22 protein-coding genes are annotated in these 25637 nt (G+C 69.3%); 10 read left to right on the plus strand and 12 right to left on the minus strand.

Annotated features, from left to right (window positions below; all coding sequences use genetic code 11):
- Positions 1-37: 37 nt before the first annotated feature.
- Together A5781_RS03015 and gcvT are read right to left on the minus strand one after the other, a co-directional pair.
- Positions 38-1144, minus strand: coding sequence for a branched-chain amino acid aminotransferase (locus tag A5781_RS03015; RefSeq protein WP_067201062.1), 1107 nt, complete (start codon positions 1142-1144; stop codon positions 38-40).
- Between the two features lie 53 nt (positions 1145-1197).
- Positions 1198-2295, minus strand: coding sequence for a glycine cleavage system aminomethyltransferase GcvT (gcvT, locus tag A5781_RS03020; protein WP_067200929.1), 1098 nt, complete (start codon positions 2293-2295; stop codon positions 1198-1200).
- A gap of 41 nt (positions 2296-2336) precedes the next feature.
- Between gcvT and A5781_RS03025 the strand changes: the two genes are divergently transcribed.
- Both A5781_RS03025 and A5781_RS03030 read left to right on the plus strand, forming a co-directional pair.
- Positions 2337-3461 (plus strand): adenylate/guanylate cyclase domain-containing protein, encoded by a 1125-nt coding sequence (locus tag A5781_RS03025; protein ID WP_067200931.1) that lies wholly within the window; start codon positions 2337-2339, stop codon positions 3459-3461.
- 11 nt (positions 3462-3472) lie between these two features.
- On the plus strand, positions 3473-5020 hold the full coding sequence (locus A5781_RS03030) for a leucyl aminopeptidase (protein ID WP_156624331.1): 1548 nt from the start codon (positions 3473-3475) through the stop codon (positions 5018-5020).
- A 15-nt stretch (positions 5021-5035) separates the two neighbouring features.
- Here A5781_RS03030 and A5781_RS03035 read toward each other — a convergent pair whose 3' ends face one another.
- Together A5781_RS03035 and A5781_RS03040 are read right to left on the minus strand one after the other, a co-directional pair.
- Positions 5036-6631: an NAD(P)/FAD-dependent oxidoreductase gene (locus A5781_RS03035; RefSeq protein WP_067200938.1), complete on the minus strand. Its 1596-nt coding sequence runs from the start codon at positions 6629-6631 to the stop codon at positions 5036-5038.
- On the minus strand, positions 6628-7077 hold the full coding sequence (locus tag A5781_RS03040; protein WP_067201064.1) for an SRPBCC domain-containing protein: 450 nt from the start codon (positions 7075-7077) through the stop codon (positions 6628-6630). The genes A5781_RS03035 and A5781_RS03040 overlap by 4 nt, the downstream gene beginning before the upstream one ends.
- Positions 7078-7213: 136 nt before the next feature.
- On the opposite strand from A5781_RS03040, the gene A5781_RS03045 reads away from it, so the two are divergent.
- Entirely contained in the window at positions 7214-7558 is a 345-nt protein-coding gene (locus tag A5781_RS03045) for an aminopeptidase (protein ID WP_067201068.1), read from the plus strand.
- A gap of 7 nt (positions 7559-7565) precedes the next feature.
- Here A5781_RS03045 and A5781_RS03050 read toward each other — a convergent pair whose 3' ends face one another.
- On the minus strand, positions 7566-9341 hold the full coding sequence (locus A5781_RS03050; RefSeq protein WP_067200941.1) for an SDR family oxidoreductase: 1776 nt from the start codon (positions 9339-9341) through the stop codon (positions 7566-7568).
- A 196-nt stretch (positions 9342-9537) separates the two neighbouring features.
- Here A5781_RS03050 and sucB point away from each other — a divergent pair, with 196 nt between their 5' ends.
- The 5 genes from sucB (at position 9538) to A5781_RS03075 (ending at position 14856) form a co-directional block, all read left to right on the plus strand.
- A complete protein-coding gene (gene sucB / locus A5781_RS03055; RefSeq protein ID WP_067200944.1) occupies positions 9538-11358 on the plus strand; it encodes a 2-oxoglutarate dehydrogenase, E2 component, dihydrolipoamide succinyltransferase in 1821 nt (606 codons plus the stop codon).
- 14 nt (positions 11359-11372) lie between these two features.
- Positions 11373-12284: a TIGR01777 family oxidoreductase gene (locus A5781_RS03060; RefSeq protein WP_067200947.1), complete on the plus strand. Its 912-nt coding sequence runs from the start codon at positions 11373-11375 to the stop codon at positions 12282-12284.
- Between the two features lie 152 nt (positions 12285-12436).
- Positions 12437-13135, plus strand: a complete 699-nt coding sequence (lipB, locus tag A5781_RS03065; RefSeq protein WP_067200950.1) for a lipoyl(octanoyl) transferase LipB — start codon at positions 12437-12439, stop codon at positions 13133-13135.
- The gene (lipA, locus tag A5781_RS03070; protein ID WP_067200954.1) at positions 13132-14055 is read left to right on the plus strand and encodes a lipoyl synthase; all 924 of its coding nucleotides are present in this window, start codon (positions 13132-13134) and stop codon (positions 14053-14055) included. The genes lipB and lipA overlap by 4 nt, the downstream gene beginning before the upstream one ends.
- A 48-nt stretch (positions 14056-14103) precedes the next feature.
- Positions 14104-14856, plus strand: coding sequence for a DUF4191 domain-containing protein (locus A5781_RS03075; protein WP_067200957.1), 753 nt, complete (start codon positions 14104-14106; stop codon positions 14854-14856).
- On the opposite strand, the gene A5781_RS03080 is transcribed toward A5781_RS03075, so the two are convergent.
- On the minus strand, positions 14857-15279 hold the full coding sequence (locus A5781_RS03080) for an RDD family protein (protein ID WP_067200960.1): 423 nt from the start codon (positions 15277-15279) through the stop codon (positions 14857-14859). It abuts the gene before it with no gap.
- 244 nt (positions 15280-15523) lie between these two features.
- Between A5781_RS03080 and glnA the strand changes: the two genes are divergently transcribed.
- Entirely contained in the window at positions 15524-16960 is a 1437-nt protein-coding gene (glnA, locus tag A5781_RS03085) for a type I glutamate--ammonia ligase (RefSeq protein ID WP_067200963.1), read from the plus strand.
- Positions 16961-17116: 156 nt separating this feature from the next.
- Complete coding sequence (locus A5781_RS25425; RefSeq protein WP_197503670.1) at positions 17117-17296, plus strand: hypothetical protein; 180 nt, start codon at positions 17117-17119, stop codon at positions 17294-17296.
- Positions 17297-17300: 4 nt separating this feature from the next.
- Here A5781_RS25425 and A5781_RS03090 read toward each other — a convergent pair whose 3' ends face one another.
- The 6 genes from A5781_RS03090 to A5781_RS03115 all read right to left on the minus strand — a co-directional run bounded on the left by A5781_RS03090 (position 17301) and on the right by A5781_RS03115 (position 25541).
- The gene (locus tag A5781_RS03090) at positions 17301-17834 is read right to left on the minus strand and encodes a GNAT family N-acetyltransferase (RefSeq protein ID WP_067201071.1); all 534 of its coding nucleotides are present in this window, start codon (positions 17832-17834) and stop codon (positions 17301-17303) included.
- A gap of 169 nt (positions 17835-18003) precedes the next feature.
- Positions 18004-18864, minus strand: coding sequence for a TIGR03619 family F420-dependent LLM class oxidoreductase (locus tag A5781_RS03095; protein WP_067200965.1), 861 nt, complete (start codon positions 18862-18864; stop codon positions 18004-18006).
- A complete protein-coding gene (locus A5781_RS03100) occupies positions 18861-19505 on the minus strand; it encodes a PaaI family thioesterase (RefSeq protein WP_067200967.1) in 645 nt (214 codons plus the stop codon). The genes A5781_RS03095 and A5781_RS03100 overlap by 4 nt, the downstream gene beginning before the upstream one ends.
- Positions 19502-22486: a bifunctional [glutamine synthetase] adenylyltransferase/[glutamine synthetase]-adenylyl-L-tyrosine phosphorylase gene (locus A5781_RS03105; RefSeq protein ID WP_067200970.1), complete on the minus strand. Its 2985-nt coding sequence runs from the start codon at positions 22484-22486 to the stop codon at positions 19502-19504. Before A5781_RS03105 ends, A5781_RS03100 begins: the two co-directional genes overlap by 4 nt.
- 63 nt (positions 22487-22549) lie before the next feature.
- The gene (locus A5781_RS03110; RefSeq protein WP_066951717.1) at positions 22550-23887 is read right to left on the minus strand and encodes a glutamine synthetase family protein; all 1338 of its coding nucleotides are present in this window, start codon (positions 23885-23887) and stop codon (positions 22550-22552) included.
- A gap of 91 nt (positions 23888-23978) precedes the next feature.
- Positions 23979-25541: an alpha/beta hydrolase gene (locus A5781_RS03115; protein WP_156624333.1), complete on the minus strand. Its 1563-nt coding sequence runs from the start codon at positions 25539-25541 to the stop codon at positions 23979-23981.
- Between the last annotated feature and the right edge of the window lie 96 nt (positions 25542-25637).

The raw sequence follows: 25637 nt of genomic DNA on the forward strand, positions 1-25637 counted from the left end.
CGTCCCGCTGTCCGGCTGGCCGGGCGTTCGGACGCGGCTAGCCCAGCCGCGCCATCCAGCCGTGGGTGTCGGCGAAGGTCCCGCGCTGGATTCCGGTCAGCGTGTCGCGCAGCGCCATCGTCACTTCGCCGGGTTGGCCGTCGGCGACGGTGAAGTCGGTGTCGCCGTACTTCACGTGCGAGACGGGTGTGATGACGGCGGCGGTGCCGCAGGCGAACACCTCGGTGATCTCGCCGGCGGCGGCCTTCTTCTGCCATTCGTCGATGTCGATCTTGCGTTCCTCGACGGAGAATCCGGCGTCAATTGCCAACTGCAGCAATGAATCCCGAGTGATCCCGGGCAACAGCGAACCGGACAGCTCCGGGGTGACCAACCGCGCCGACCCGCCGCTGCCGAACACGAAGAAGATGTTCATGCCGCCCATCTCCTCGACGAAGCGCCGTTCGACGGCGTCCAGCCACACCACCTGGTCGCACTCGTGGGCGGCGGCCTCGGCCTGGGCCAGCAGGGAGGCTGCATAGTTGCCGCCGAACTTGGCCGCGCCGGTGCCGCCCGGGCTGGCCCGCACGTAATCCGTCGACACCCACACGGTGACGGGGTTGATGCCGCCCCTGAAGTACGCCCCGGCCGGTGAGGCGATCAGCAGATACCGGTACCGCTTGGACGGCCGCACGCCCAACCCGGGCTCGGTCGCGATGATGAACGGGCGCAGATACAGCGCCTCTTCGCCCCCGGCGGCGGGCACCCAGGGCTTGTCGACCGCGATGAGCTGACGCAGCGAGCCCATGAACAGCTCTTCGGGCAGTTCTGGCATCGCGAGCCGCCGCGCCGACGAACGCAACCGCGCGGCGTTGGCCTCGGCGCGAAACGACACGACCGAGCCGTCCGCCCAGCGGTACGCCTTGAGCCCTTCGAAGATCTCCTGCGCGTAGTGCAGCACGATCGCCGACGGGTCCAGCTCGATCGGGCCGTACGGGATGACCCGCGCGTTGTGCCAACCCCGGTCGTCGTCGTAGTCGATCGACACCATGTGGTCGGTGAAGTATTTGCCGAAACCGGGCTCGGCCAGGATGGATCCACGTTCGGCGTCGGTCGCGGGGTGGGCCGAACGCGAAACCGTGAACTCGAGCGAGCCGCTGGTCATGCGGCTGATTGTATATCCGCCTGCGACCGGGCTTTTCACCTGAACCGGCGGCACTAACGGGTTTTCGCTTCGACGAAGGGTGGCCGCACGACCTCGCACTCGGCGGCACGCCCGCGAATGTCGACGGTGATGCGCTGCCCGTCCTCGACGCCGGCGTCGGCGTCGACCAGCGCCAGCCCGATGCCGACTTGCAGCGTCGGCGAGAACGTCCCCGACGTGGTGACCCCCACCGGCGTCTCGCCGGCGAGCACCGTCAGCCCGGGCCGCAGCACACCGCGGCCGACCAACCGCAGGCCGCGCAGCAGCCGCCGCGGCCCCGCCGCCTTCTCCGCCAGCAGCGCGTCGCGGCCGAAGAACGCGTCCTTCTTCCAGCCGATCGCCCAGCCGCATCGGGCCTGCAGCGGCGAAATGTCCAGCGCCAGTTCGTGCCCGTGCAGCGGGTAGCCCATCTCGGTGCGCAGCGTGTCCCGGGCGCCCAGCCCGGCGGGCTCCCCGCCGGCGGCGCCGACCGCCGCGGCCAGCGCGTCGAACACCACCCCCGAGGATTCCCACGGGGGCAGCAGCTCGTAGCCGTGCTCTCCGGTGTATCCGGTCCGGCACACCCGCACCGGCACCCCCGCATAGGAGGCGTCGGCGTAGCCCATGTAGTCCATGCCGGTCGGCAGGCCCAGCTCGCCGAGCACGTCCGCCGAGCGCGGGCCCTGCACCGCCAGCACCGCGTAGGAGCGATGCTCGTTGGTGATCGTCAGGCTCGCCGGGGCAGCGGCCTGCAGCGCCTCGACCACCGCGGCGGTGTTGGCCGCGTTGGGCACCAGAAAGATCTCGTCGTCGTCGACGTAGTAGGCGATCAAGTCGTCGATGACGCCGCCGGATTCGGTGCAGCACAACGTGTATTGCGCCTTGCCCGGCCCGATGCGGCTCAGGTCGTTGGTGAGCGTCGAGTTGACGAATTCGGCGGCCCCCGGCCCGCGGATCAACGCCTTGCCCAGGTGGCTGACGTCGAACAGGCCGACGGCGTTGCGGGTGGCGTTGTGTTCGCTGACGGTGCCGGCGTACGAGACCGGCATCAGCCACCCGCTGAACTCAGCGAAACTGGCCCCCAGGTCGCGGTGGCGGTCTTCCAGCGGGCCATGCTGTAAGTCATCGGTCACGACGGTTCACCCTAATCGCGGCTGCTGGCACACTTGGGTGGGTGGTCGATTCCCCGGACTTCGAAGCGCTTGAGGCTGCCGGAATCGCTCGCCCGCGCGAACGGGCCGATCTGATCAAATACCTCGACGAACTCGGCTTCAGCGTCGACGAAATGGTGGAGGCCGAGCAGCGCGGACGGCTGTTCGGGCTTGCCGGCGACGTCCTGCAATGGTCGGGGCGCCCGATCCACACGATGGCGACCGCCGCCGAGCAGCTCGGCTTGGCGCCCGCGGAAGTCACCCACGCGTGGGGTTTGCTCGGCCTGACCGTCGCCGGTCCCGACGTTCCCGCGCTGAGCCAGGCCGACGTCGATGCGCTGGCGACCTGGGTCGCCTTGAAGACGGTGGTGGGCGAAGACGGCGCGTTCGGGCTGCTGCGGGTGCTCGGTGCCGCGATGGCCCGGCTCGCGGAGGCCGAGTCGACCGCGATCCGGGCCGGGACGCCGGACATCCAGATGACCTACACCAACGACGAGCTCGCCACGGCGCAGGCTTACCGCGCGGTCGCGGAGTTCGTCCCCCGGATTTCGGCGCTGATCGACGTCGCTCATCGCCACCATCTGACCGGCGCGCGAACCCACTTCGAAGGCGTCCTTCGCGACACCTCGGCAAGCGTGGTGTGCGGCATCGGTTTTGCGGATCTGTCCGGTTTCACCGTGCTCACCCGCGCGCTGACCCCCGCGCAGCTTTCGGATCTGCTCAACGAGTTCGCCGGGACCGTCGCGGATGTGGTGCACCGCGATGGCGGCCGGGTGGTGAAGTTCATCGGTGACGAGGTGATGTGGGTGAGCGCGTCGCCCGAACGCCTGGCCAGGGCGGCGGTCGACCTCGTCGACCATCCGCGGGCGCGCGAGGAGGGTTTGCAGGTCCGCGCCGGCCTTGCGTACGGCAGCGTCCTGGCGATCAACGGGGACTACTTCGGCAGTCCGGTCAACCTGGCGGCGCGCCTGGTCGGGGCCGCCGCCCCGTGCCAGATCCTGGCCGATTCGGCCCTGCACGAGCAACTGCCGGACTGGCCGGCGACGGCCCGCGGCCCCTTTGAACTCAAGGGTTTTGACGCCCCCGTCGTCGCCTTTGAGCTGCGGGGCGCGGGCGCCCCCGACCTCGGCGCGGGCTCCGCCGATTAGGGTAAATGCCCGTGACCACCGAATTGAGCTATGCAAGCCCATCCGTCAACGTCGCCACGTCGCTGCCGAAACGCGGGGCGGGTTCTTCGGTATTGATCGTGCCGGTCGTCTCGACCGGCGACGAGGACCGGCCCGGGGCGGCGGTTGCGGCCGGCGAGTCGCTGCTGACGGCCGACGCCGTCGCCGAGATCGAATCCGGCCTGCGGGCACTCGACGCCACCGGCGGTAGTGAGCAGGTCCACCGCCTGGTGGTGCCGTCGCTGCCGGTGTCGAGCGTGCTGACGATCGGCCTGGGTAAACCGCGTCCCGAGTGGCTGGCCGACACGGTCCGGCGCGCCGCGGGTGTGGCGGCGCGGTCGGTGGGCACCGCCGAGGCGGCGATCCTCACGCTGCCCGGTGACTTCGACGCCGACGTCTGCTCGGCGGCCGTCGAGGGACTCATCCTGGGCAGCTACCGGTTCACCGAATTCCGCAGCGGCAAGACCGCGCCGAAAGACAAAGGGCTGCGCAAGATCACCGTCCTGTCAGCCTCGAAGGACGCCAAAGCGGCCAGCGCGCACGGCGCGGCCGTGGCGACGGCGGTGGCCACCGCTCGCGACTTCGTCAACACGCCGCCAAGTCACCTCTTCCCGGCCGAATTCGCTAAGCGTGCAAGGGCTTTGGGCGAATCCGTGGGCCTCGAGGTGGAGGTGCTCGACGAGAAGGCGTTACAGAAGGCCGGCTACGGCGGCGTGATCGGCGTCGGCCAGGGCTCGTCGCGACCGCCGCGGCTGGTACGGCTGACCCACCGGGGTGCGAAGCTGGCCAAGAAGTCCAAGCAGGCCAAGCGAGTCGCGCTGGTCGGCAAGGGCATCACGTTCGACACCGGCGGCATCTCGATCAAGCCGGCGGCGTCGATGCACCACATGACCTCGGACATGGGCGGCGCGGCCGCGGTCATCGCCACGGTGGCACTGGCCGCCCAGTTGCGGTTGCCGATCGACGTGATCGCCACCGTGCCGATGGCCGAGAACATGCCGTCGGGCACCGCGCAGCGTCCTGGCGACGTGTTGACCCAATACGGCGGCATCACCGTCGAGGTGCAGAACACCGACGCCGAGGGTCGGCTCATCCTGGCCGACGCCATCGTGCGGGCCTGCGAGGACAACCCCGACTACCTGATCGAGACGTCCACGTTGACCGGCGCGCAGACGGTGGCGTTGGGCGCCCGGATCCCCGGGGTGATGGGCAGCGACGAGTTCCGCGACCGGGTCGCCGCGATCTCGCAGCGGGTGGGCGAGAACGGTTGGCCGATGCCGCTGCCCGACGAACTCAAGGAAGACCTGAAGTCCACGGTGGCCGACCTGTCCAACATCAGCGGCCAGCGCTTCGCCGGCATGCTGGTGGCCGGGGTGTTCCTGCGCGAATTCGTCGCCGACGGCGTGAGCTGGGCCCACATCGACGTGGCCGGCCCGGCGTACAACACCGGCGGCCCGTGGGGGCACACCCCCAAGGGCGGCACCGGTGTGCCGACCCGCACCATGTTCGCGGTGCTCGAGGACATCTGCGAAAAGGGCTAGCGAACGGCTAGCGCCTCACTTCGTCAGCAACGAGAAGACGGCCCGTTGCACCGTGCGGCGCGGCCAACCGCTCGCGCCGTCGGCGGCCAACGCGGCGTTCGCCGCGTTGCGGCCGCAGGCGCCGTGCACGGAGCCGCCCGGGGTTGCCGACGCGCTGCCCAGATACAGCCCCTGCACCGGGGTTTCGGCGCGGCCCATGCCGGGCGCCGGGCGAAAGATCAGCATCTGCTGCAACTGCGCCGTGCCACCGTTGAGCGCCCCCATGTGCAGGTTGGCGTCGCTGGCCTCCAAGTCCGACGGCCGCTGCACGAACCTGTCGATGACCGCCGAACCGAAGCCCGGCGCGTGTTCCTCGATGACTCGGTCCATCCCCGCGGCGAGCCGGTCGGCCGACGCGTCGTCGGCGACGTTGCGCGGCAAATGCGTATAGGCCCAGACACTTTCGGTGCCCGCGGGAGACCTGCTCGGATCCGCGGTGGTGGTCTGCCCGAACAACATGAACGGATGCTCCGGCACCACCCGGGTGTTCAGGTCGGCCATCCAGCGGACCAGCCCGTCACCGTCGGCCCCCAGGTGGACGGTGCCGACGCCGTGCAGGTTCTGGGCGCGCCAGGGAACGGGCCCGCCGAGGGCGTAGTTGACCTTCACCACCGGCGGATCCCACATGAAATACTCGAGGTCGCGTAACAGCTTGGGCGGCAGCGCATCCGGGGGAAGCATGTCGCGGAACAGCCGGGGCGCCGCCACGTCGGCGACGATCGCCCGCCGGGCCGCGACGGTGCGCCCCCCGGCCGTCGTCACGCCGACCGCGCGACCGCCCCGCACCTGGATACGGGAAACGTTCTGGTTGCACTCGATTCGCGCGCCTGCGGAGCGAGCACGGTTGACCAGGGCGGCCGTCAGCTGACCGGAACCGCCCACCGGCACGGGCCAGCCGCCGTCCTGGGCCAGCATTGTCATCAGGAACCCCATGGCGCCGCTGATCGGCGCGTCCGGTGGGACGTCGGCGTGCATCGCGTTGCCCAACAACAATACTCGGGGCGCCTCGCCAGCGAACAGCTCACTCGCCATGGTGTTGGCCGGCTGCACCAGCAGGCGCGCCACCCGAATCGCCTCGGCCGTGCCGAGTTTGGTCAGCAGTCGCATCAGCGGGCGCACGGGCGGGAAGGGCGCCAGCATGGCGTCGAGCAGCGGAGCCTTGATCCGCTGCCACAAGTCCACCAGCCGCCACCAGTTATCGCCATCGGCGGGTTCCCGCCGCGCGAATTCCGTTGCCGTGCGGGCAGGGTCGTGATAGATGACGGGCGGGTCGTCATCGGCCGCGCTGCGCGGATGCCCGACCACCGCCGGCGCGTGTGACCACCGCAGCCCGTGGTCTTCGAGCTGCAGCGCCGCCATCGCCGGTGAGGCCACCGTCATCGGGTAGTAAGAGCTGAACAGGTCGGTGATGTAGCCGGGCGTCAGCTCCGCGCTGCGGACCGCGCCGCCCGGTTCCGGCTGGGCTTCCAGCACCAGCACGTCCCATCCGGCGTCGGCCAGCATCGAGGCGGCAACCAGCCCGTGGTGTCCGGCCCCGATGACGACGGCGTCCGCGGTATCCCCCACGATCACTTCACCTGGCTCGGCTCCTTGCGCTCCGCCAGAGCCCCCAGACGCCACAGGCATTCCTTGTTGCGCGGGTAAGCCGCAGCCAGCGCAAGGGAATTGGGCACGGCCCCCATCGGGCCCTCGACGGGCACTTCGATCATCTCGACCCGGCAGCCCGTGGGGGTCTCGTGCAGCAGCATCGTTATCCGCGCGGCACCGAGCGGCCCGAGGCGGGCGCACAGCACCAGCTTGTGCGGCGGTTCGCACTCTTCGACCACCGTCGCGTCGTTGATCACCAGCGGCCAGATCCCGATCGAGTGCCTGATCGATGAGCCGGGCTCCGGCCAGTCCGGATCGACGGCCCGCATGCGGCTGTTGCCCACCACCCACTGGGTGTAGGTCCACCCTTGGGCCAGCACTTCCCACACCCGCTCGCAAGGCGCGGCCACATCCCGCGTCGCACTCAGCACCACAACCATTCCCCTTTCGGCTACCGCGGCGGAATACCCACGTAGCGGCCGCCGTACCGGTCAAATTCGGGTTTACCGGGCCCCAACAGTGGTTAATCTCCTAGCGGTCAAAATCCGGACGGCGAAAGGCGAGATCGTGACGGTGCGACGGTTGATTCTCGGTGTGGGCGCGGTACTTTTGCTGGCCGGTGTGATCGGGCTATTGGCGCCGGTGTCGATTTCCGACAGCAACGGCCATTCGATCGGGTGCGGGAACGCGGTCGCGACGGACCTGTCCGCGGCCAGAAGCGCCAACAACAACAGCGTGGCGAACATCCCGATCCTCAATCAGGTTGTTCCACACACCGACTATGTGGCGCAGTGCCAGTCGTCGGTGGGCAGCCGGCGCACGTGGTCCATTCCGCTGGCGGTCATCGGGCTGCTCGCGATCGGCGGGGTGTTGCTGACGGGCCGTCAGGGCGCGGCCCGGGCGGGCACCTAAACCGCGGTCAGATCACCCGCATCCGCGCGAAGTTACGCAAGCCCTGCGGCGCCACGCGCGAAAGACCGTACAGCGCATAGGCTTCCGGAGCCACAGGGCGAATCGGCTTCTTCTTCTTGACCGACGACAGGATCGCGTTGGCGACCTTGTCGGGGCCGTAATGCCGCAGCGCGAACATCTTGCCGAGCTGGCCGCGCCGGCCGTCGACCTGTTCGCCCTTTCCGGCGGGCGCGTCGAACCGGGTGGTGTTGATGATGTTGGTGTCGATGACGCCCGGGCAGATGGTGGTCAGCCCCACCCCCGCGGCGTCGAGTTCGGCGCGCAGGCAATCGGAGAACATGTAGGTCGCGGCCTTCGAGGTGCAGTAGGCGTTCAGCGACTGCAACGGCGCGTAGGCGGCCATCGATGACACGTTGACGATGTACCCGCCGGTGCCACGCTCGACCAGCCGCCGCGCGAAGGACCGGCACCCGTTGACCACACCGCCCAGGTTGACGTCGAGCACCCGGTCGAACTGCTCGGCCGGGGTGTCCAGGAATCCCCCGGCCTGGCCGATGCCGGCGTTGTTGACCACGATGTCGGGCACGCCGTGTTCGGCGCTCACCCGCTCGGCGAACGCCTCCACGGCCGCGGCGTCGGACACGTCCAGCACGTAAGCATGCGCGGCGCCGCCGCGGGTGGCGATCTCGGCGGCCGTGGCCTTGACGGCCGCCTCGTCGATGTCGCTGATGACCAGCTCGGCGCCCTCCCGCGCGAACGCGAACGCCGTCTCGCGGCCGATTCCGCTGCCGGCGCCGGTGACCGACACCAGGGTGTCGCCGAAGGATCCGCGCGGGCGCCCGACCTGCGCGCGCAGCAGCGCGCGGCTGGGCGGTTTGCCCTCGGCCAGATCGGCGAACTCGTGCACCGCCGCGGCCATCACCTGCGGGTGGGACATCGGCGAGAAGTGGCCGGCCCTGATGTCGCGCCGCCACAGCCGCGGCACGAAGCGGGGCGTGTGGTCGTAGCCGTACGGCCGCACGTACTTGTCCTTGGTGTTGACGATCAGCTGCACCGGCACGTCGACGACTTCGACGCCCTGCCCGCGGCCGGAGAACGAGCGAAAGTAGTTGGCGGGATACGTCTTTACCGAACGGGCGGCGTCGCGGGCCAGGTGGGGCGAGTGGTGGATCTGCTCGACCGGGATGTTGTCCACCGCGTTGCGCCGAAGAGCCGGGATCGACAGCGTCAGCCGGAGGAACAGCGGCGCGAGCACCGGGATCGAGAAGAAGATCATGTAGGTCAGCCGCAGCGCCTGGCTGATCGCCCGGGCGAAGGTGCGCGGGCGCCAGGGCCGCCGCAGCCCGCTGAAGATGTAGTCGACCAGTTGGTCCTGGCTGGGCCCGGACACCGAAGTGAACGTGGCGACCCGGTCACCGGCACCGGACCGCTTGAGGTAGTGCCACACGCCCACCGAGCCCCAGTCGTGGGCGAGCACGTGCACGGGCCGGCCGGGGCTGAGCTCGCCGGTCACCGCGGCGAAGTCGTCGGCGAACCGGTCCATGCGGTATGCCGACACCGGCTTGGGCACCGAGGACTCACCGACGCCACGGTTGTCGTACCGCAGGATGCGAAACCGGTCGGCCAGCAGCGGCACGACACCGTCCCAGAGCACATGCGAGTCGGGGAAGCCGTGCACCAGCACGACGGTGGGCCCCTCGGGATTGCCCTCTTCGTAGACAGCGATTCGCGCGCCGTCGGCGCTGTCGACGAAATGCTGGGCTAGCTGTTGTGTTGCCGGCATCTCCGACCTCCCCGCTTGAACTGCAGTGGCCACACCGTAGCAAGGGCGTTCGGGGCGTCCCGGCATCCGCGCGCGGTCCGCCCTGGATGTGTGCCGGTGCGGATGCAGTGACAGGATAGTTTTGGATAGTTACTTCGAACGGCTAGCGACATGTTCGACCCGCCCCGACCCACGAGCGATCGAGGAGTCAAAAACGATGGCCTTCTCCGTCCAGATGCCGGCACTCGGTGAGAGCGTCACCGAAGGGACGGTCACCCGCTGGCTCAAGCAGGAAGGCGACACGGTCGAGCTCGACGAACCCCTCGTCGAGGTGTCCACCGACAAGGTCGACACCGAAATCCCGTCGCCCGCCGCCGGTGTGCTGACCAAGATCGTCGCCCAGGAGGACGACACCGTCGAGGTGGGCGGCGAGCTGGCTGTGATCGGTGACTCGGCGGAGGGTGGCTCGCAGGGCGGCGGTTCCCAGGCGGCCCCGCAGGCACCCAGCCAGCCGGAGCCGCAGGCCGAAGCCGCCCAGCCGGAACCGCAGGCCGAAGCCGCCCCGCCGGCCCAATCCGAGCCCGAAACCGAAGCCCCGGCCCAGCCGGAGCCCGAGCCTCAGCCCGCCGCGCAGAGCTCCGGCGGCGACGCGACCCCGGTGTTGATGCCGGAGCTCGGCGAGTCGGTGGCCGAGGGCACGGTGACCCGCTGGCTGAAGAAGGTCGGCGACTCGGTCCAGGTAGACGATGCGCTGGTGGAGGTGTCGACCGACAAGGTGGACACCGAGATTCCCTCCCCGGTGGCCGGCGTCCTGATCAGCATCACCGCCGAAGAGGACGCCACCGTGCCGGTCGGCGGCGAGCTGGCACGCATCGGCAGCGGTTCGCAAGCCGCTTCCGCTCCCACGCCCCCGCCCGCCCCCAAACCGGAACCCAAGCCCGAGCCGGCACCCGAACCACGCAAGGCCGAGGCGAAGCCCGAACCGCAGCCGGTTTCGCAGCCCGAGCCGGCGCCGAAAGCCCAACCGCCGCAGGCACAACCGGCGGCCCAGCCCAGTGGCTCGAGTCCGAACGGCGCGCCGTACGTGACCCCGCTGGTGCGCAAACTGGCCACCGAACACGACATCGACCTCGCCGGGATCACCGGCACCGGCGTCGGCGGCCGCATCCGCAAGCAAGACGTGCTCGCCGCGGCGGAAAAGAAACAACAGGCCCAGAAGGCGCCCGCGCCAGCGCAGGCACCCGCCGCCGCGCCGGCCGGGGAGGGCAAGGCGACTCCGGCGGCCGCCCCCACCACGGCGCCGGCGCTGGCGCACCTGCGCGGCACCACGCAGAAGGCCAGCCGGATCCGCCAGCTCACCGCGAACAAAACTCGGGAATCCCTGCAGGCCACGGCCCAGCTCACCCAGACCCACGAGGTCGACATGACCAGGATCGTCGGGTTGCGGGCCAGGGCGAAGTCCGCGTTCGCCGAACGCGAGGGGGTGAACCTGACCTTCCTGCCGTTCATCGCCAGGGCGGTGATCGACGCGTTGAAGGTCCACCCCAACATCAACGCGAGCTACAACGAGCAGACCAAGGAGATCACCTACTACGACGCCGAGCATCTCGGCTTCGCGGTCGATACCGAACAGGGGCTGCTCTCCCCCGTCATCCACAACGCCGGCGACCTCTCGCTGGCCGGACTGGCCCGGGCCATCGCCGACATCGCCGCGCGCGCCCGCTCGGGTGACCTCAAACCCGACGAACTGTCCGGCGGGACCTTCACCATCACCAACATCGGCAGCCAGGGCGCTTTGTTCGACACCCCCATCCTGGTTCCGCCGCAGGCCGCCATGCTGGGCACCGGGGCCATCGTGAAGCGGCCCCGGGTGATCGTCGACGAATTCGGCAACGAGTCCATCGGCGTCCGCTCCATCTGCTATCTCCCGCTCACCTATGACCACCGGCTCATCGACGGCGCTGATGCCGGACGCTTCCTCACCACGATCAAGAACCGCCTCGAAGAGGGAGCGTTCGAGGCCGACTTGGGTCTTTAGGGGGCGGGCGAACGGTGGGCAAGCTCGTCATCGCCATAGCGGGGTCGTCCGGACTGATCGGATCCGCTTTGACCGCGGCGCTGCGTGCGGCCGACCACCGGGTGTTGCGCATCGTGCGCCGGGCGCCGTCGAATTCCGACGAATTGCACTGGAACCCCGAGAGCGGCGAATTCGACGTCGACGCGATCAGCGATGCCGACGCCGTCGTCAACCTGTGCGGTGTCAACGTCGGCCAGCGCCGCTGGTCGGGCGCCTTCAAGCAGGGTCTGCGGGACAGCCGGATCGCTCCGACCGAAGTCTTGGCGCATGCCGTCGCCGAGGCCGGGGTGGGGACGCTGGTCAACGCCAGCGCGGTGGGCTACTACGGGAACACCAAGGACCACGTGGTCGACGAAAACGACCGGGCGGGAAGGGGTTTCCTGGCCCAGCTGTGCGAAGACTGGGAGGCCGCCACGCTGCCGGCGCAATACGGTGGCGCCCGGGTGGTGCTCGCCCGCACGGGGCTGGTGTTCGCCCCCTCAGGTGGCGCGTTGGGGCGGTTGCGGCCGTTGTTCCGGACGGGCCTCGGGGCCCGGCTGGGCAGCGGCCGTCAATACATGTCCTGGATCACCCTGGAGGACGAGGTGCGGGCGCTGCTGTTCGCGATCTCCAACACCGCGCTGTCCGGCCCGGTCAACATGACGGGGCCCGCGCCCGTCACCAACGCCGAGTTCACCACCGCGTTCGGCCGGGCGGTCAACCGGCCGACGCCGCTGATGATGCCCGGTTTCGCAGTGCGCGCCGCGCTCGGTGAGTTCGCCGACGAGGGCGTGCTGACCGGCCAGCGTGCCATCCCGTCCGCGCTGGAGCGGGCCGGTTTCCAGTTCCACCACAACACGATTGGCGAGGCGCTCGGCTACGCCACCGCGCGGCGCGACCAGGACTAGCGGCGATCGCGAGGGCGGCGGAGCCGGTCGAAGCGGGTCGCCGCCATCGGGACTAGCCACTACGGCCGGCCGAGTGTCACGCCAGCGTGGCTGACGCCGCCCAGCGTGACGCCCCGTCGCGGGGTGGTTGTCCGGCGAGTACCGTCGCGAACGTGAGCGATTCCATCCGGTCCAGCCGGGCCGCGATCGAGGTTCGCCAGCTCGGAACAGTCGACTACAGCACCGCCTGGCAGCTGCAGCGCGAGCTGGCCGACGCCAGGGTCGCCGGCGGCAGCGACACGCTGCTGTTGCTGGAGCACCCGCCCGTCTACACCGCGGGGCGGCGCACCGAGCCGCACGAGCGGCCGGTTAACGGCACCCCCGTCGTCGACACCGACCGCGGCGGCAAGATCACCTGGCACGGCCCGGGGCAACTGGTCGGATATCCGATCATCGGCCTGGCCGAACCGCTCGACGTGGTGAATTACGTGCGGCGCCTGGAGGAGGCGTTGATCAAGGTGTGCGGCGACCTGGGCTTGGAGACCGGTCGGGTGCACGGCCGCTCCGGGGTGTGGGTGCCCGGCGTTGGCGGCCGGCCCGACCGCAAGGTGGCGGCCATCGGCGTCCGGGTGTCGCGCGCGACCACCCTGCACGGGTTCGCGCTCAACTGCGACTGCGACCTCGGCGCTTTCGGCACGATCGTGCCCTGTGGCATCAGCGACGCCGGCGTGACGTCGTTGTCCGCCGAGCTGGGACATTCGGTGGTCGTCGACGACGTCCGCGCGGCCGTCGCCGCCGCCGTCTGCGACGCCCTCGACGGCGCCCTGCCGGTCCAAGAACACCCGGGTACGCGCGTAGCATCAGGCATGTGACTGTCGCACCCGAAGGCCGCAAATTGCTGCGCCTCGAGGTCCGCAACGCGCAGACGCCGATCGAACGCAAGCCGCCGTGGATCAAGGTCCGGGCCCGGATGGGTCCCGAATACACCCAGTTGAAGGGCCTGGTCCACCGCGAGGGGCTGCACACGGTCTGCGAAGAGGCCGGCTGCCCCAACATCTTCGAGTGCTGGGAGGACCGGGAAGCCACGTTCCTGATCGGTGGTGACCAGTGCACCCGGCGCTGCGACTTCTGCCAGATCGACACCGGAAAGCCCGCGGCCCTGGACCGCGACGAGCCGCGGCGCGTCGCCGACAGCGTGCGCACCATGGGACTGCGTTACGCCACCATCACCGGGGTGGCCCGCGATGACCTGCCCGACGGCGGGGCCTGGCTCTACGCCGAGACGGTGCGCGCCATCAAGGAACTCAACCCGTCGACCGGCGTCGAACTGTTGATCCCCGACTTCAACGGCGAGCCCGCCCGGCTTGCCGAGGTGTTCGAATCCCGCCCGGAAGTGTTGGCGCACAACGTCGAAACCGTGCCCCGCATCTTCAAGCGGATCCGGCCCGCCTTCACCTACCAGCGCAGCCTCGACGTGATCACCGCGGCGCGCGACGCCGGGCTGGTCACCAAGAGCAATCTCATCCTCGGGCTGGGCGAGACCGCCGACGAGGTGCGCACCGCCCTGGCCGACCTGCGGGGCGCCGGCTGCGACATCGTCACCATCACCCAGTACCTGCGCCCGTCGACGCGGCACCATCCGGTCGAACGCTGGGTGCATCCCGACGAGTTCGTCGAGTTCGCCCGGCATGCCGAGGGGCTGGGCTTCGCCGGGGTGCTGGCCGGGCCGCTGGTGCGGTCGTCCTACCGGGCGGGCCGGCTCTACGAGCAAGCCGCGCGCACCCGCGCCTGAAGTTGTAGCGCCGCGCTAGTCAGCGGCGGCGGTACGTATTCTTTGACTATGGCTAAACCCCGCACCGCCGCTGAGAACAAGGCCGCCCGGGCGCAGGCGCAAGCCGCGCGCAAGGCCGCCGCGAAGGAGCGGCGCGCCCAGCTGTGGCAGGCGTTCAACATGCAGCGCCGCGAGGACAAGCGGCTGCTGCCCTACATGATCGGCGCCTTCGTGCTGATCGTGGCAATCTCCGTGGCGGTCGGTGTGTGGGCCGGCGGGCTGACGATGATCACCTTGATCCCGCTGGGCGTGGTGCTGGGCGGGCTGGTCGCCTTCATCATCTTCGGCCGCCGGGCGCAGAAAAGTGTCTACAGCAAGGCCGAGGGCCAAACCGGCGCGGCCGCATGGGCTTTGGATAATTTGCGCGGCAAGTGGCGGGTGACGCCGGGGGTGGCCGCGACCGGCCACCTCGACGCGGTGCACCGGGTCATCGGCCGGCCCGGCGTCATCTTGGTCGGGGAAGGGTCGTCGGCCCGGGTCCGGCCGCTGCTGGCCCAGGAGAAGAAGCGCACCGCGCGACTCATCGGCGACGTGCCGATCTACGACATCATCGTCGGCAACGGCGACGACGAGGTTCCGCTGTCCAAGCTGGAGCGCCACCTCAACCGCCTGCCGGCCAACATCACCGCCAAACAGATGGACACGCTGGAGTCGCGGTTGGCCGCGTTGGGGACGCGGGCCGGCGCCGCCGTCCTGCCGAAGGGGCCGCTTCCCAACGCCGGCAAGATGCGCGGTGTGCAGCGCACCGTGCGCCGTAAATAATCAGCGCCGCACGACCGCCGTTGCGGTCAGCCGGTCCTGCAGTCCCCGGCCGTCCCAGTCGGTGAACAACGCCGGGACGACGGTTCCCACCAGCACGCCCCGTATCACCGCGCGGACGATGCCGACCGCCGCCTGCCCGTCGACCGTCACCACCCGCAGGCCGACCACCAACTGCCCGGGCGTGAAGCCGAACAGCCGCACCGAGACCACGCCCAGCACGAACCAGATGGCCAGCACCGCCGTCGCCAACATGTGTTCGGAGAAAACACCGAAGCGCAGGGCCAGCGCGGCCAGGCCGTAGGAGATCAGCCAGTCGACCATCAACGCGCCCAGCCGACGGCCCATCGGGGCCAGGGACCCCGGCCCGGTTTCCGGCAGGCCGAGCTTCTCGCCGGGGTACGCGGATCGCGATTCCGGCGTCATCGGCCGAGACCAGCGTTCGGCTCCCCGACCTGCACGGCCGGGGACGGCAAGCGAACACTGCGCTCGAGCTCCGGACCAGATACGATCTTGCGATCCATGGCCCCACAATAGAACCCGCCGCCGGTGCCGCTCTTTTGTGGATGACATGGGTCGCGTAACGTGCGCGCAACACGGGGTTGACTGGCGGGCAACATCTGCTCCATAGCGTCAGGCCGCGGATCTCACCAAGTAAAGGAGCATTTCTGTGACGGAAACGACGCCCGACGACGTCTTCAAACTCGTCAAGGACGAGAACGTCGAGTATGTCGACGTCCGGTTCTGTGACTTGCCAGGCATCATGCAGCACTTCACGATTCCGGTTTCGTTTTTCGATGAGAGCGTCTTCGAGGACGGCCTGGCCTTCGACGGTTCGTCGATTCGCGGGTTCCAGTCCATCCACGAATCCGACATGCTGCTCCTGCCCGACCCCGCGACGGCGCAGATCGACCTGTTCACTTCACACAAGACGCTGAACCTGAACTTCTTCGTGCACGACCCGTTCACCCTCGAGCCCTACTCGCGCGACCCGCGCAACATCGCCCGCAAGGCGGAGAACTACCTGATCAGCACCGGCGTCGCCGACACCGCCTACTTCGGCGCCGAGGCCGAGTTCTACATCTTCGACTCGGTGAGCTTCGACTCGCGCACCAACGGCTCCTTCTACGAGGTCGACGCGATCTCCGGCTGGTGGAACACCGGCGAGCCGACCGAGAACGACGGCACCCCCAACCGCGGTTACAAGGTCCGCCCCAAGGGCGGGTACTTCCCGGTCGCTCCCGTCGACCACTACGTCGACCTGCGCGCCGACATGTTGTCGAACCTCATCAAGGCCGGCTTCAGCCTGGAGAAGGGCCACCACGAGGTGGGCACCGGTGGGCAGGCCGAGATCAACTACAAGTTCAACACGCTGCTGCACGCCGCCGACGACATGCAGTTGTACAAGTACATCGTCAAGAACACGGCGTGGCAGAACGGCAAGACCGTCACGTTCATGCCCAAGCCGCTGTTCGGCGACAACGGCTCCGGCATGCACACCCACCAGTCGCTGTGGAAGGACGGCAGCCCGCTGATGTACGACGAGACCGGTTACGCCGGCCTGTCGGACACCGCGCGGCACTACATCGGCGGCCTGTTGCACCACGCCCCGTCGCTGCTGGCCTTCACCAACCCGACCGTCAACTCCTACAAGCGACTGGTCCCGGGTTACGAGGCGCCGATCAACCTGGTCTACAGCCAGCGCAACCGCTCGGCTTGTGTCCGCATCCCGATCACCGGCAGCAACCCGAAGGCCAAGCGGCTCGAATTCCGTTGCCCCGACTCGTCGGGCAACCCGTACCTGGCGTTCTCGGCGATGCTGATGGCCGGGCTCGACGGGATCAAGAACAAGATCGAGCCGCAGGCCCCGGTGGACAAGGACCTGTACGAATTGCCGCCGGAGGAGGCCGCCAACATCCCGCAGGCGCCCACCCAGCTGTCCGCGGTGATCGACCGGCTGGAAGAGGACCACGAATACCTCACTGAGGGCGGCGTTTTCACGCCCGACCTGATCGAGACGTGGATCAGCTTCAAGCGCGAGAACGAGATCCTGCCGGTGCAGATCCGGCCGCACCCGTACGAGTTCGCGCTCTACTACGACGTCTAAGTCGACGTCCGTCCGCAGTAGCTCCTAGAAGAGTCCACCCGCTCGCGATCAGTCCAGCGAGCGGGTGGACTCTTCGCTTTCAGTGCCGAGCATGTGGCGGAAAGTTCAGATTCGAAGTCTTGCGGCGGCAACGGATACGGCGTTAGCTTCTGGGTCATGACTATCAGCACCGCACAGGTAATGGTCGGGAGCCGCGTGGGCGGCGGAGCCGGCGGGGGACGCTTCATCGGTGGCGGGGCCGGCGGCGGCCGCTTCGGCGGAGGCGCCGGCGGAGGCCGCCACGGTGGCGGGGCTGGCGGCGGCTTCGTCGGTGGCGGTGCCGGCGGGGGCCGCTAACCAATCACCCGATCGGGGCAGGCGGCTCGTCTGGGTTGGCTGCTCCGCCGAGGTCGAGTTGCATCCACGCGACGTCGTGCCAGCGGCCGCGTTTCCATTCGACGCGCCGATATAGGCCGGCGTCCTGGAACCCGAACGATCGGTGAAAGCCGTTGCTGGCCTCGTTCGGTTGGGTGATGCCGGCGAAGGCCCTCCGGTAGCCGCGCTCCGTGAGCCGGCGCAGCAATTGCGTGTAGAGCCGGCGACCGCCGCGCGTGCGGTGATGGTCGGGGTCGACGTAAATTCCGGTCTCCACCGACCATTGGAAGCTGGGCAGGCGCCGCAGCGCGTGGCCGTAGGCGAAACCGATGGCCCGAGCGTTGCGTTCGAGGACGAGCCATTCGTGGGCGTCGCGGATGCGGTTGGCCATCTCCCCGACGCTCGGGACTTCGATCTCCCAGCTGATCGCCGTTTCCTCGACATACGGGCGGTAGATCGCAAGGCACGCCGCGGCATCCTCCGCGGACGCCGGACGCACCGGGTCGATGTTCGCTGGCATGCTCGGCATTCTTTCAGGCTTGCATGGGGTTACCGCCGGCTACCCAAACGCGATCGACCTCGCGAGATATAAACCACGGCGGACTTTTACGGCGTGTCGTCGCCATAGGTTATGTGTCGTGGCGGAAGGCGCCAGGAGGCGAAAGGCGCGAGAAGGCGCAAAGTCGCGACTAACCGTCGAGCGCCAGGTCCTTGCGGAAGCGCTGCATGCCGTCGATCTTGTCGTCCAGCGACGCGTCCGGTCCCGCGTAGAACATCCACGGCATGGTGATGATGCCCGTGATGCCGGCGTCGGCGGCGCGTTGGTAGTCGGCGGTGGTGAAGGCGTCGGTCAGCGGTGTCAGGATGGTGAAATCGTCCATCGACAACCCGTTTTCGGCCCGCAACTCCCGCAGCCGGCCCACGGCCTCGATGGCGCGTTCGGTCTTGATCAGATCACCGATCCAGCCGTCGTTGCGGGCGGCCCGGCGCAGCGCGATGTCGCTGAGCCCGCCGACGTACACCGGGATCGGCGGCGGCGTCGGCTCCATTTCCAGCCGCGGTGTGCGATAGAACGTGCCCTCGAATTCCGTCCAGCCCGGCCGCCACAGCGCGCGCATCAGGTCGATGATCTCGTCGGTCCGTTTCCCGCGGGCCTCGAACCGCTCGCCCATCAACGCGAATTCCTCGCGGCACCAGCCGACGCCGATGCCGAGCTCCACCCGGCCCGACGCCAGAACCGCCGCGGTGCCAATGGCTTTGGCGGCCGAGTAGGGGTTGCGCATCGCGGGGATGTAGACGGTGTTGACGAACCGCAGCCGCGTGGTGACCTGGGCCAGAGCGCCGATGAGGACCCACGGGTCGGGCCAGTCGGTGAATGGCTGCCAACGCCGTTGCCCGTCCTTGGTGTACGGGTATGGGGTGTCCAGCGTCTCCAGGTTGACGACGTGGTCGGGAATCCCGATGCCGTCGTAGCCGAGTTCGTCGGCGGCCTTGGCGAGTTCGATGATCTCCCGGGTGTTCAGGAAGGCGCTGCTGACGTAGAACTTCATTCGGCTTCCCGGGCCCACGCCGGCTCGATGAAGACGCCCTCGGCCTCGACGGTGACGCCGGCGGCGTCCGAAATCGTGCCGCGTGCAAAGACTTTGCGGCCCTCCTTGCCCTCGACCCATGCCTCGCAACGCAGCGGCCCGAGCGGGGTGCCGCGCAGGTACTTCACTGTGATGGTTCCGGTGAAGCGCGCCTTGGACAGCCCCTCGCTGGCCGCCTCGCCGAGCATGTGGTCGAGCACCAGGGCGCTGACACCGCCGTGCACCAGTTTCGGTGGCCCCTCGTAGGCCGAACCGAGGACGAAGTCGCTCCAGCAGCGCCCGCCGCCATCGTGGTGGACGACGATCGGCGGCGCGATCGGGTTGCACACGCCGATCGCGGCGTTGCCCAGCGGCAGCGGGCGGCCGTTGACGCGGTAGCTCACCCCGACCGGCCGGGTCCGTTGCCGCAACGACTCGGTGACGGCCTCGATCGCGGACCGCGCCTGGGCGACGACGTCGTCGTCGACCTCGGTCCGGATGGTGGCGTCGACGAGTTCGCGCACCGCGTCGGCCAAGGGGGCGTAGAGCGCTGTCACTCGCTCAGCCTCCGCCGCGTCGAGCACCTCGAATATGGCGTCCAACGCGCCGGCCTCCTGACTCAACTGCCAAACACCTTCCGTACCACCGCTTTCGCTCGCCGCGTCACCCGCAGATAGTTGTCCAGGAACTCCCCGCCGTCGTCGGTCGGCCAGCCCGCGGCCACCGCGACGGCGTTGAGCTGACGCCCGGGTCCCGGCAGCTGATCGCTCGGCTTGCCGCGGACCAGCACCAGCGCGTTGCGTGCCCGGGTGGCGGTCAGCCACGCCTGCCGCAGCAGATCCACCTCCTCGGCGGGCACCAGGTCTGCCGCGGCGATCGCGTCCAGGCACTGCAGCGTCGAGGTGTTGTGCAGGGCGGGAATCTCGTGCGCGTGCCGCAGCTGCATCAGTTGCACGGTCCATTCGATGTCGGCCAGTCCCCCGCGACCCAGCTTGGTGTGCGTGTTGGGGTCGGCGCCGCGCGGCAGCCGTTCGGACTCGACGCGGGCCTTGATGCGGCGGATCTCCCGCACCGCCTCGGCGGACATCCCGGCGGGCGGGTAGCGCGTCTGGTCGGCCATCAACAAGAATCGCTCGCCCAGATCCGCGTCGCCTGCGACCGCGTGCGCCCGCAGCAGGGCCTGAATCTCCCACGGCTGCGCCCACTGCTGGTAGTAGGCGGCGTAGGAACCCAGCGTGCGCACCAGCGGACCCTGGCGGCCCTCGGGCCGCAGGTTGGCGTCGACCTCCAGGGGCGGATCAACGCTGGGCGTGCCCAGCAGCGTGCGGACCTGCTCGGCCACCGTCGTCGACCACCGGATCGCCACCGAGTCCTCGACGCCGGCCGCCGCCTCGCACACGAACATCACGTCGGCATCGGACCCGTAGCCCAGCTCCATGCCGCCCAGCCTGCCCATACCGATCACCGCGATAATCGCCGGCGCCTTGCCGTCCTTGGGGAGGTTGGCACGCATGATCGCGTCCAGCGCGGCCTGCAGCACGGCCACCCACACCGAGGTGAGGCCCCGGCACACGTCGGTGACCTCGAGGAAGCCGAGCAGATCGGCCGAGCCGATGCGGGCCAGTTCGCGGCGGCGCAGCGTGCGGGCGGCCGCGATCGCGCGCACCGCGTCGGGGTGGCGGCTGGCCGAGGCGACCAGCGCCCTGGCCACCACGGCGGGATCCGTTTCCAGCAGCTTGGGGCCGGCCGCACCGTCGCTGTAGTCCTCAATCACGCGGGGCGCGCGCATGAGCAGGTCCGGCACGTAGGCGGAGGTGCCCAGCACGTGCATGAGCCGCTTGGCCACGGCGGGTTTGTCGCGCAGCGTGGACAGATACCAGTTCTCGCCTGCCAGCGCCTCCGACAGGCGGCGGTAGGCCAACAGCCCGCCGTCGGGATCGGGCGCGTACGACATCCAGTTCAGCAGCCTGGGCAGCAGCACCGACTGCACGCGACCACGCCGGCCGCTCTGGTTGACCAGCGCCGACATGTGTTTCAGCGCCGTCTGCGGCCCCTCGTAGCCGAGCGCGGCGAGCTGCCGTTCGGCGGCCTCCGACGTCATGCCGTGCCGGATCTCCAGGCCGGCCGGGCCGATCGATTCCAGCAACGGCTGGTAGAAGAGCTTGGCGTGCAGCTGCGACACCCGCAGGTTCTGGTGCCGCAGCTCCTCGCGCAGCACGCCCGCGGCGTCGTGCCTTCCATCGGGCCGGATGTGCGCGGCGCGGGCCAGCCAGCGCACCGCCTCCTCGTCCTCGGCCTCCGGCAACAGGTGGGTGCGTTTGAGCCGCTGCAGCTGCAGCCGGTGCTCGAGGAGCCGGAGGAATTCGTAGGAAGCGGTCAGGTTCGCCGCGTCCTCGCGGCCGATGTAGCCGCCCTGACCCAACGCGTCCAGCGCGTCCACCGTGGATGCGACGTGCAGCGAATCGTCGCTGCGGCCGTGCACCAGCTGCAGCAGCTGCACCGCGAACTCCACGTCCCGCAGCCCACCGCTGCCGAGTTTGATCTCGCGGCCGCGCACGTCGGCGGGCACCAGCTGCTCGACCCGGCGGCGCATGGCCTGCACCTCGCCGACGAAGTCCTCGCGCTCGCAGGCGACCCACACCATCGGCATCAACGCGGTCAGGTAGCGCTCGGCGAGTTCCTGATCACCCACGGCCGCGCGGGCTTTCAGCAACGCCTGGAATTCCCAGGTCTTCGCCCACCGCTGGTAGTAGGCGATGTGCGATTCGACGGTGCGGACCAGCTCGCCGCTCCGGCCCTCCGGCCGCAGCCCGGCATCGACCTGGAAGAAGGCCTCCGATGCGATTCGCATCATCTCGCCGGCCAGCCGGGTGGTAGTCGCGTCGGCACGCTCGCCGACGAAAATGACGTCGACGTCGCTGACGTAGTTCAGTTCGCGGGCACCGCATTTGCCCATCGCGATGACGGCCAGCCGTGGCGGCGTGCGGTCGCCGCACACGCTGGCCTCGGCCGCCCGCAGCGCGGCGGCCAGCGCGGCGTCCGCCAAGTCCGACAGCTGGGCGCCCACCAAGGTGAACGGCAGCACCGGCTCGTCTTCCACCGTCGCGGCCAGGTCGAGCGCGGCCAGCACCAGCAGCTGGTCGCGGTACAGGTTCTGCAGGCGCGTCACAACCGAACCCGGCGCGTCCGACGCCTCGTCGACACACTGGGTGAACACCGCACGCAGCTCGTCGCGCGTGGGCAGTTTGGCCTTGCCCCGCAACAGTTTCCACGACTCCGGGTGGACGGCCAGGTGGTCCCCGAGGGCCAACGACGCGCCGAGCACCGCGAACAGCCGTCCGCGCAAGGGCCGTTCGGTGAGCAGCGCGGCGTTGAGCTCGTCCCAGTCGGTGTCGGGGTTCTCCGCCAACCGGATCAGGGCGCGCAGCGCGGCGTCGGGGTCGGGTGCGCGCGACAGCGACCACAGCAGGTCGACGTGCGCTTGGTCGTCATGGTCGTACCAACCCAGCTGCGTCAGGCGATCGCCCGCGGGAGGATCGACCAGGCCAAGCCGGCCCACGCTGGGCAGCCGGGGGCGCTGCGTCGCGGGTTTGGTCACGCCCACGACGGTATCGCAACCCCCTGCGTTGCACGGCCAAGGCGGCCGCCCTGTTAACGGCGACGGGGGCTACAGCGACAGGTAGGTGCTCAGCTCGTACTGCGTGACATGGCTGCGGTAGTTCGCCCATTCCGTGCGCTTGTTGCGCAGGAAGAAGTCAAAAACGTGCTCCCCCAAGGTTTCCGCGACGAGCTCGGAGGACTCCATGGCGCGCAGCGCGCTGTCCAGGCTGGTCGGCAGCTCGCGGTAGCCCATCGCGATCCGCTCCTCGGGCGTCAGGTCCCACACGTTGTCCTCGGCCTGCGGCCCCAGCACGTAGCCCTTCTCCACCCCGCGCAGCCCGGCGGCCAGCAGCACGGCGAACGTCAGATACGGGTTGCAGGCCGAGTCGGGGCTGCGCACCTCGATGCGCCGCGACGACGTCTTGTGCGGTGTGTACATCGGCACCCGCACCAGCGCCGACCGGTTGGCCGCACCCCACGACGCCGCGGTGGGCGCCTCACCGCCCTGCACCAGCCGCTTGTACGAGTTGACCCACTGATTGGTGACCGCGCTGATCTCGGAGGCGTGCTCGAGGATGCCGGCGATGAACGACTTGCCCACGTCGGACAGCTGCAGCGGGTCGTCGGGGCTGTGGAACGCGTTGACGTCACCCTCGAACAGGCTCATGTGGGTGTGCATCGCCGACCCGGGGTGTTGCCCGAACGGCTTGGGCATGAACGACGCCCGGGCGCCGTTCTCGATCGCGACCTCCTTGATGACGTAGCGGAACGTCATCACGTTGTCGGCCATCGACAACGCGTCGGCGAATCGCAGGTCGATCTCCTGCTGGCCGGGCGCGCCTTCGTGGTGGCTGAACTCCACCGAGATGCCCATGAATTCCAGCGACTCGATGGCGTGGCGGCGGAAGTTCGAGGCGGAGTCGTGCACCGCCTGGTCGAAGTAGCCGGCGTTGTCGACCGGCACGGGCACCGACCCGTCGTCCGGGCCAGGCTTGAGCAGGAAGAACTCGATCTCGGGGTGGACGTAGCAGGAGAACCCGAGGTCGTTGGCCTTCTGCAGCTGGCGGCGCAGCACGTGCCGCGGGTCCGCCCAGGACGGCGAGCCGTCCGGCATGGTGATGTCGCAGAACATCCGCGCCGAGTGGTGGTGGCCGCCGGAAGCCCACGGCAGCACCTGGAAGGTCGACGGGTCCGGGTTGGCCACGGTGTCGGATTCCGAGACGCGCGAGAAGCCCTCGATCGAAGATCCGTCGAAGCCGATGCCCTCTTCGAAGGCGCCTTCGAGTTCGGCCGGGGCGATGGCGACCGACTTGAGGAAACCGAGCACATCGGTGAACCACAGCCGAACAAAGCGGATATCCCGTTCCTCCAGGGTGCGGAGGACGAATTCCTTCTGGCGATCCATAACCGAAACAGTAGGCAACAGCTGTTAATTCTGTGTTACCGACGCGCGATCACAACAATTGCGAACATTGCAAACAGGCTGCTCAGTGCGGTCACGACTTGCAGCGGTAGGAAGCGGGCGGCAACGTGCCGGCGACGAGATACCGCATGACGGCGGCATCCACGCACTGATCGCCGTTGAACACCGCGGTGTGCTGCGTCCCGTCGTAGGTGATCAACGGGCCGCCCAGCTGGCGCGCCAGGTTCACCCCGGCCTGATACGGCGTGGCCGGGTCGTGCGTGGTGGAGACCACGACGACCTTGCCCGGCGCCGCGGGCGACGCGGCGTGCGGCGTCGACGTCGCCGGGGCCGGCCACAGCGCACACAGATCGCGGGGCGCGTTCCCGGTGAACTGCCCGTAGCTGAGGAAGGGGGCGGCCTGGCGGATGCGCTGATCGGCGGAAACCCAGCTCGCCGAATCCCGCGGCGTGGGCGAGTCTACGCACCGGATCGCGTTGAAGGCGTCCTGATCGTTGGTGTAGTGCCCGCTGCGGTCCCGGCCCTCGTAGTCGTCGGCGAGCAGCAACAGGTCGCCCGCGTCGGTGCCGCGCTGCAGCCCGAGCAGGCCGCTGGTCAGGTACTTCCAGTGCGCCGGGGTGTACAGCGCGTTGATGGTGCCGGTGGTGGCGTCGGCGTAGCTCAGGCCGCGCGGGTCCGACGTCCGGCCCGGCCTGGCGACCAACGGGTCGACCAGCGCGTGGTAACGGTTGATGAACTGGGTCGGGTCGGTGCCCAGGGGGCAGCCCGGCGAGCGGGCGCAGTCTGCGGCGTAGTCGTTGAAAGCGGTTTGGAATCCCGCCATCTGCTGGACGTTTTCGTCGACCGGGCCGACGGTCGGGTCGATCGCGCCGTCGAGCACCATCGTTCGGACGTGGGCGCCGAACTTCTCCAGGTAGGCCGTGCCCAGCTCGGTGCCGTAGCTGTAACCGAGGTAGCTGATCTGATCGTCGCCGAGCGCCTGACGGACCGTGTCCATGTCGCGCGCCACGGACGCGGTGCCGACGTTGGCCAGAAACCCGCTGCCCATCCGGGAAACGCACTGCTGGGCCAGCTGCTGATAAAGCTGTTCGATGTGTGCCACGCCGGCCGGGCTGTAGTCGACCATCGGCTCGCGCCGGTAGGCGTCGAACTCGGCGTCCGAACGGCAGCGCAGTGCCGGGGTCGAGTGGCCCACCCCCCGCGGGTCGAAGCCGACCAGGTCGAAGTGCTGCCTGATCGGCGTGCCATCCAGATCCGGGGCCATTGCGGTCACCATGTCCACCGCGGACCCGCCGGGACCGCCCGGATTGACCAGCAGCGCGCCGATCCGTTGGCCGGTCGCCGGCACGCGGATCACCGCCAGCTTCGCTTGGCCGGCTCCCGGGTTGTCGTAGTCGATCGGGACGGAGACGGTGGTGCATTGTGCGGTGGGGACTTCACTTGTGTCCGTGGCGAATTGACCGCAGCTCCCCCACGCCTGCGGCGTCGCGACCGACGGCTTCGGGGCGGGGGTCTGCCCCGCACCGGGTTCCGGGGTGGCGCCCGCCACCGGCAGTCCCACCGCCGATTGCCCGACCAACAGCCCGAATGACAGCAGCGCCGAGCTCAATGATCTCAGGCGCGACATGGCTGTCATCGTGTCAGCCCCGAGTACCCGAAGTGGCGCGAAACGGTTACGCCTTGGTCTCGTCTGACGGCCCTTACCAAGAGTGTGGCCGGCGTCAGACCTCCA

The sequence above is a fragment of the Mycobacterium sp. 852002-30065_SCH5024008 genome (assembly GCF_001665645.1).
GTDB lineage: Bacteria > Actinomycetota > Actinomycetes > Mycobacteriales > Mycobacteriaceae > Mycobacterium > Mycobacterium paraffinicum.

What these genes read in the sequence shown, in the direction of transcription:
- A5781_RS03095 (WP_067200965.1), bottom strand. Translation starts at nt 18,864, where the DNA reads ATGAAGTTCTACGTCAGCAGCGCCTTCCTGAACACCCGGGAGATCATC.
- A5781_RS03110 (WP_066951717.1), bottom strand. Translation starts at nt 23,887, where the DNA reads ATGGATCGCCAGAAGGAATTCGTCCTCCGCACCCTGGAGGAACGGGAT.
- A5781_RS03015 (WP_067201062.1), bottom strand. Translation starts at nt 1,144, where the DNA reads ATGACCAGCGGCTCGCTCGAGTTCACGGTTTCGCGTTCGGCCCACCCC.
- sucB (WP_067200944.1), top strand. Translation starts at nt 9,538, where the DNA reads ATGGCCTTCTCCGTCCAGATGCCGGCACTCGGTGAGAGCGTCACCGAA.
- A5781_RS25425 (WP_197503670.1), top strand. Translation starts at nt 17,117, where the DNA reads ATGACTATCAGCACCGCACAGGTAATGGTCGGGAGCCGCGTGGGCGGC.
- A5781_RS03090 (WP_067201071.1), bottom strand. Translation starts at nt 17,834, where the DNA reads ATGCCAGCGAACATCGACCCGGTGCGTCCGGCGTCCGCGGAGGATGCC.
- A5781_RS03075 (WP_067200957.1), top strand. Translation starts at nt 14,104, where the DNA reads ATGGCTAAACCCCGCACCGCCGCTGAGAACAAGGCCGCCCGGGCGCAG.
- A5781_RS03115 (WP_156624333.1), bottom strand. Translation starts at nt 25,541, where the DNA reads ATGACAGCCATGTCGCGCCTGAGATCATTGAGCTCGGCGCTGCTGTCA.
- A5781_RS03080 (WP_067200960.1), bottom strand. Translation starts at nt 15,279, where the DNA reads ATGACGCCGGAATCGCGATCCGCGTACCCCGGCGAGAAGCTCGGCCTG.
- A5781_RS03050 (WP_067200941.1), bottom strand. Translation starts at nt 9,341, where the DNA reads ATGCCGGCAACACAACAGCTAGCCCAGCATTTCGTCGACAGCGCCGAC.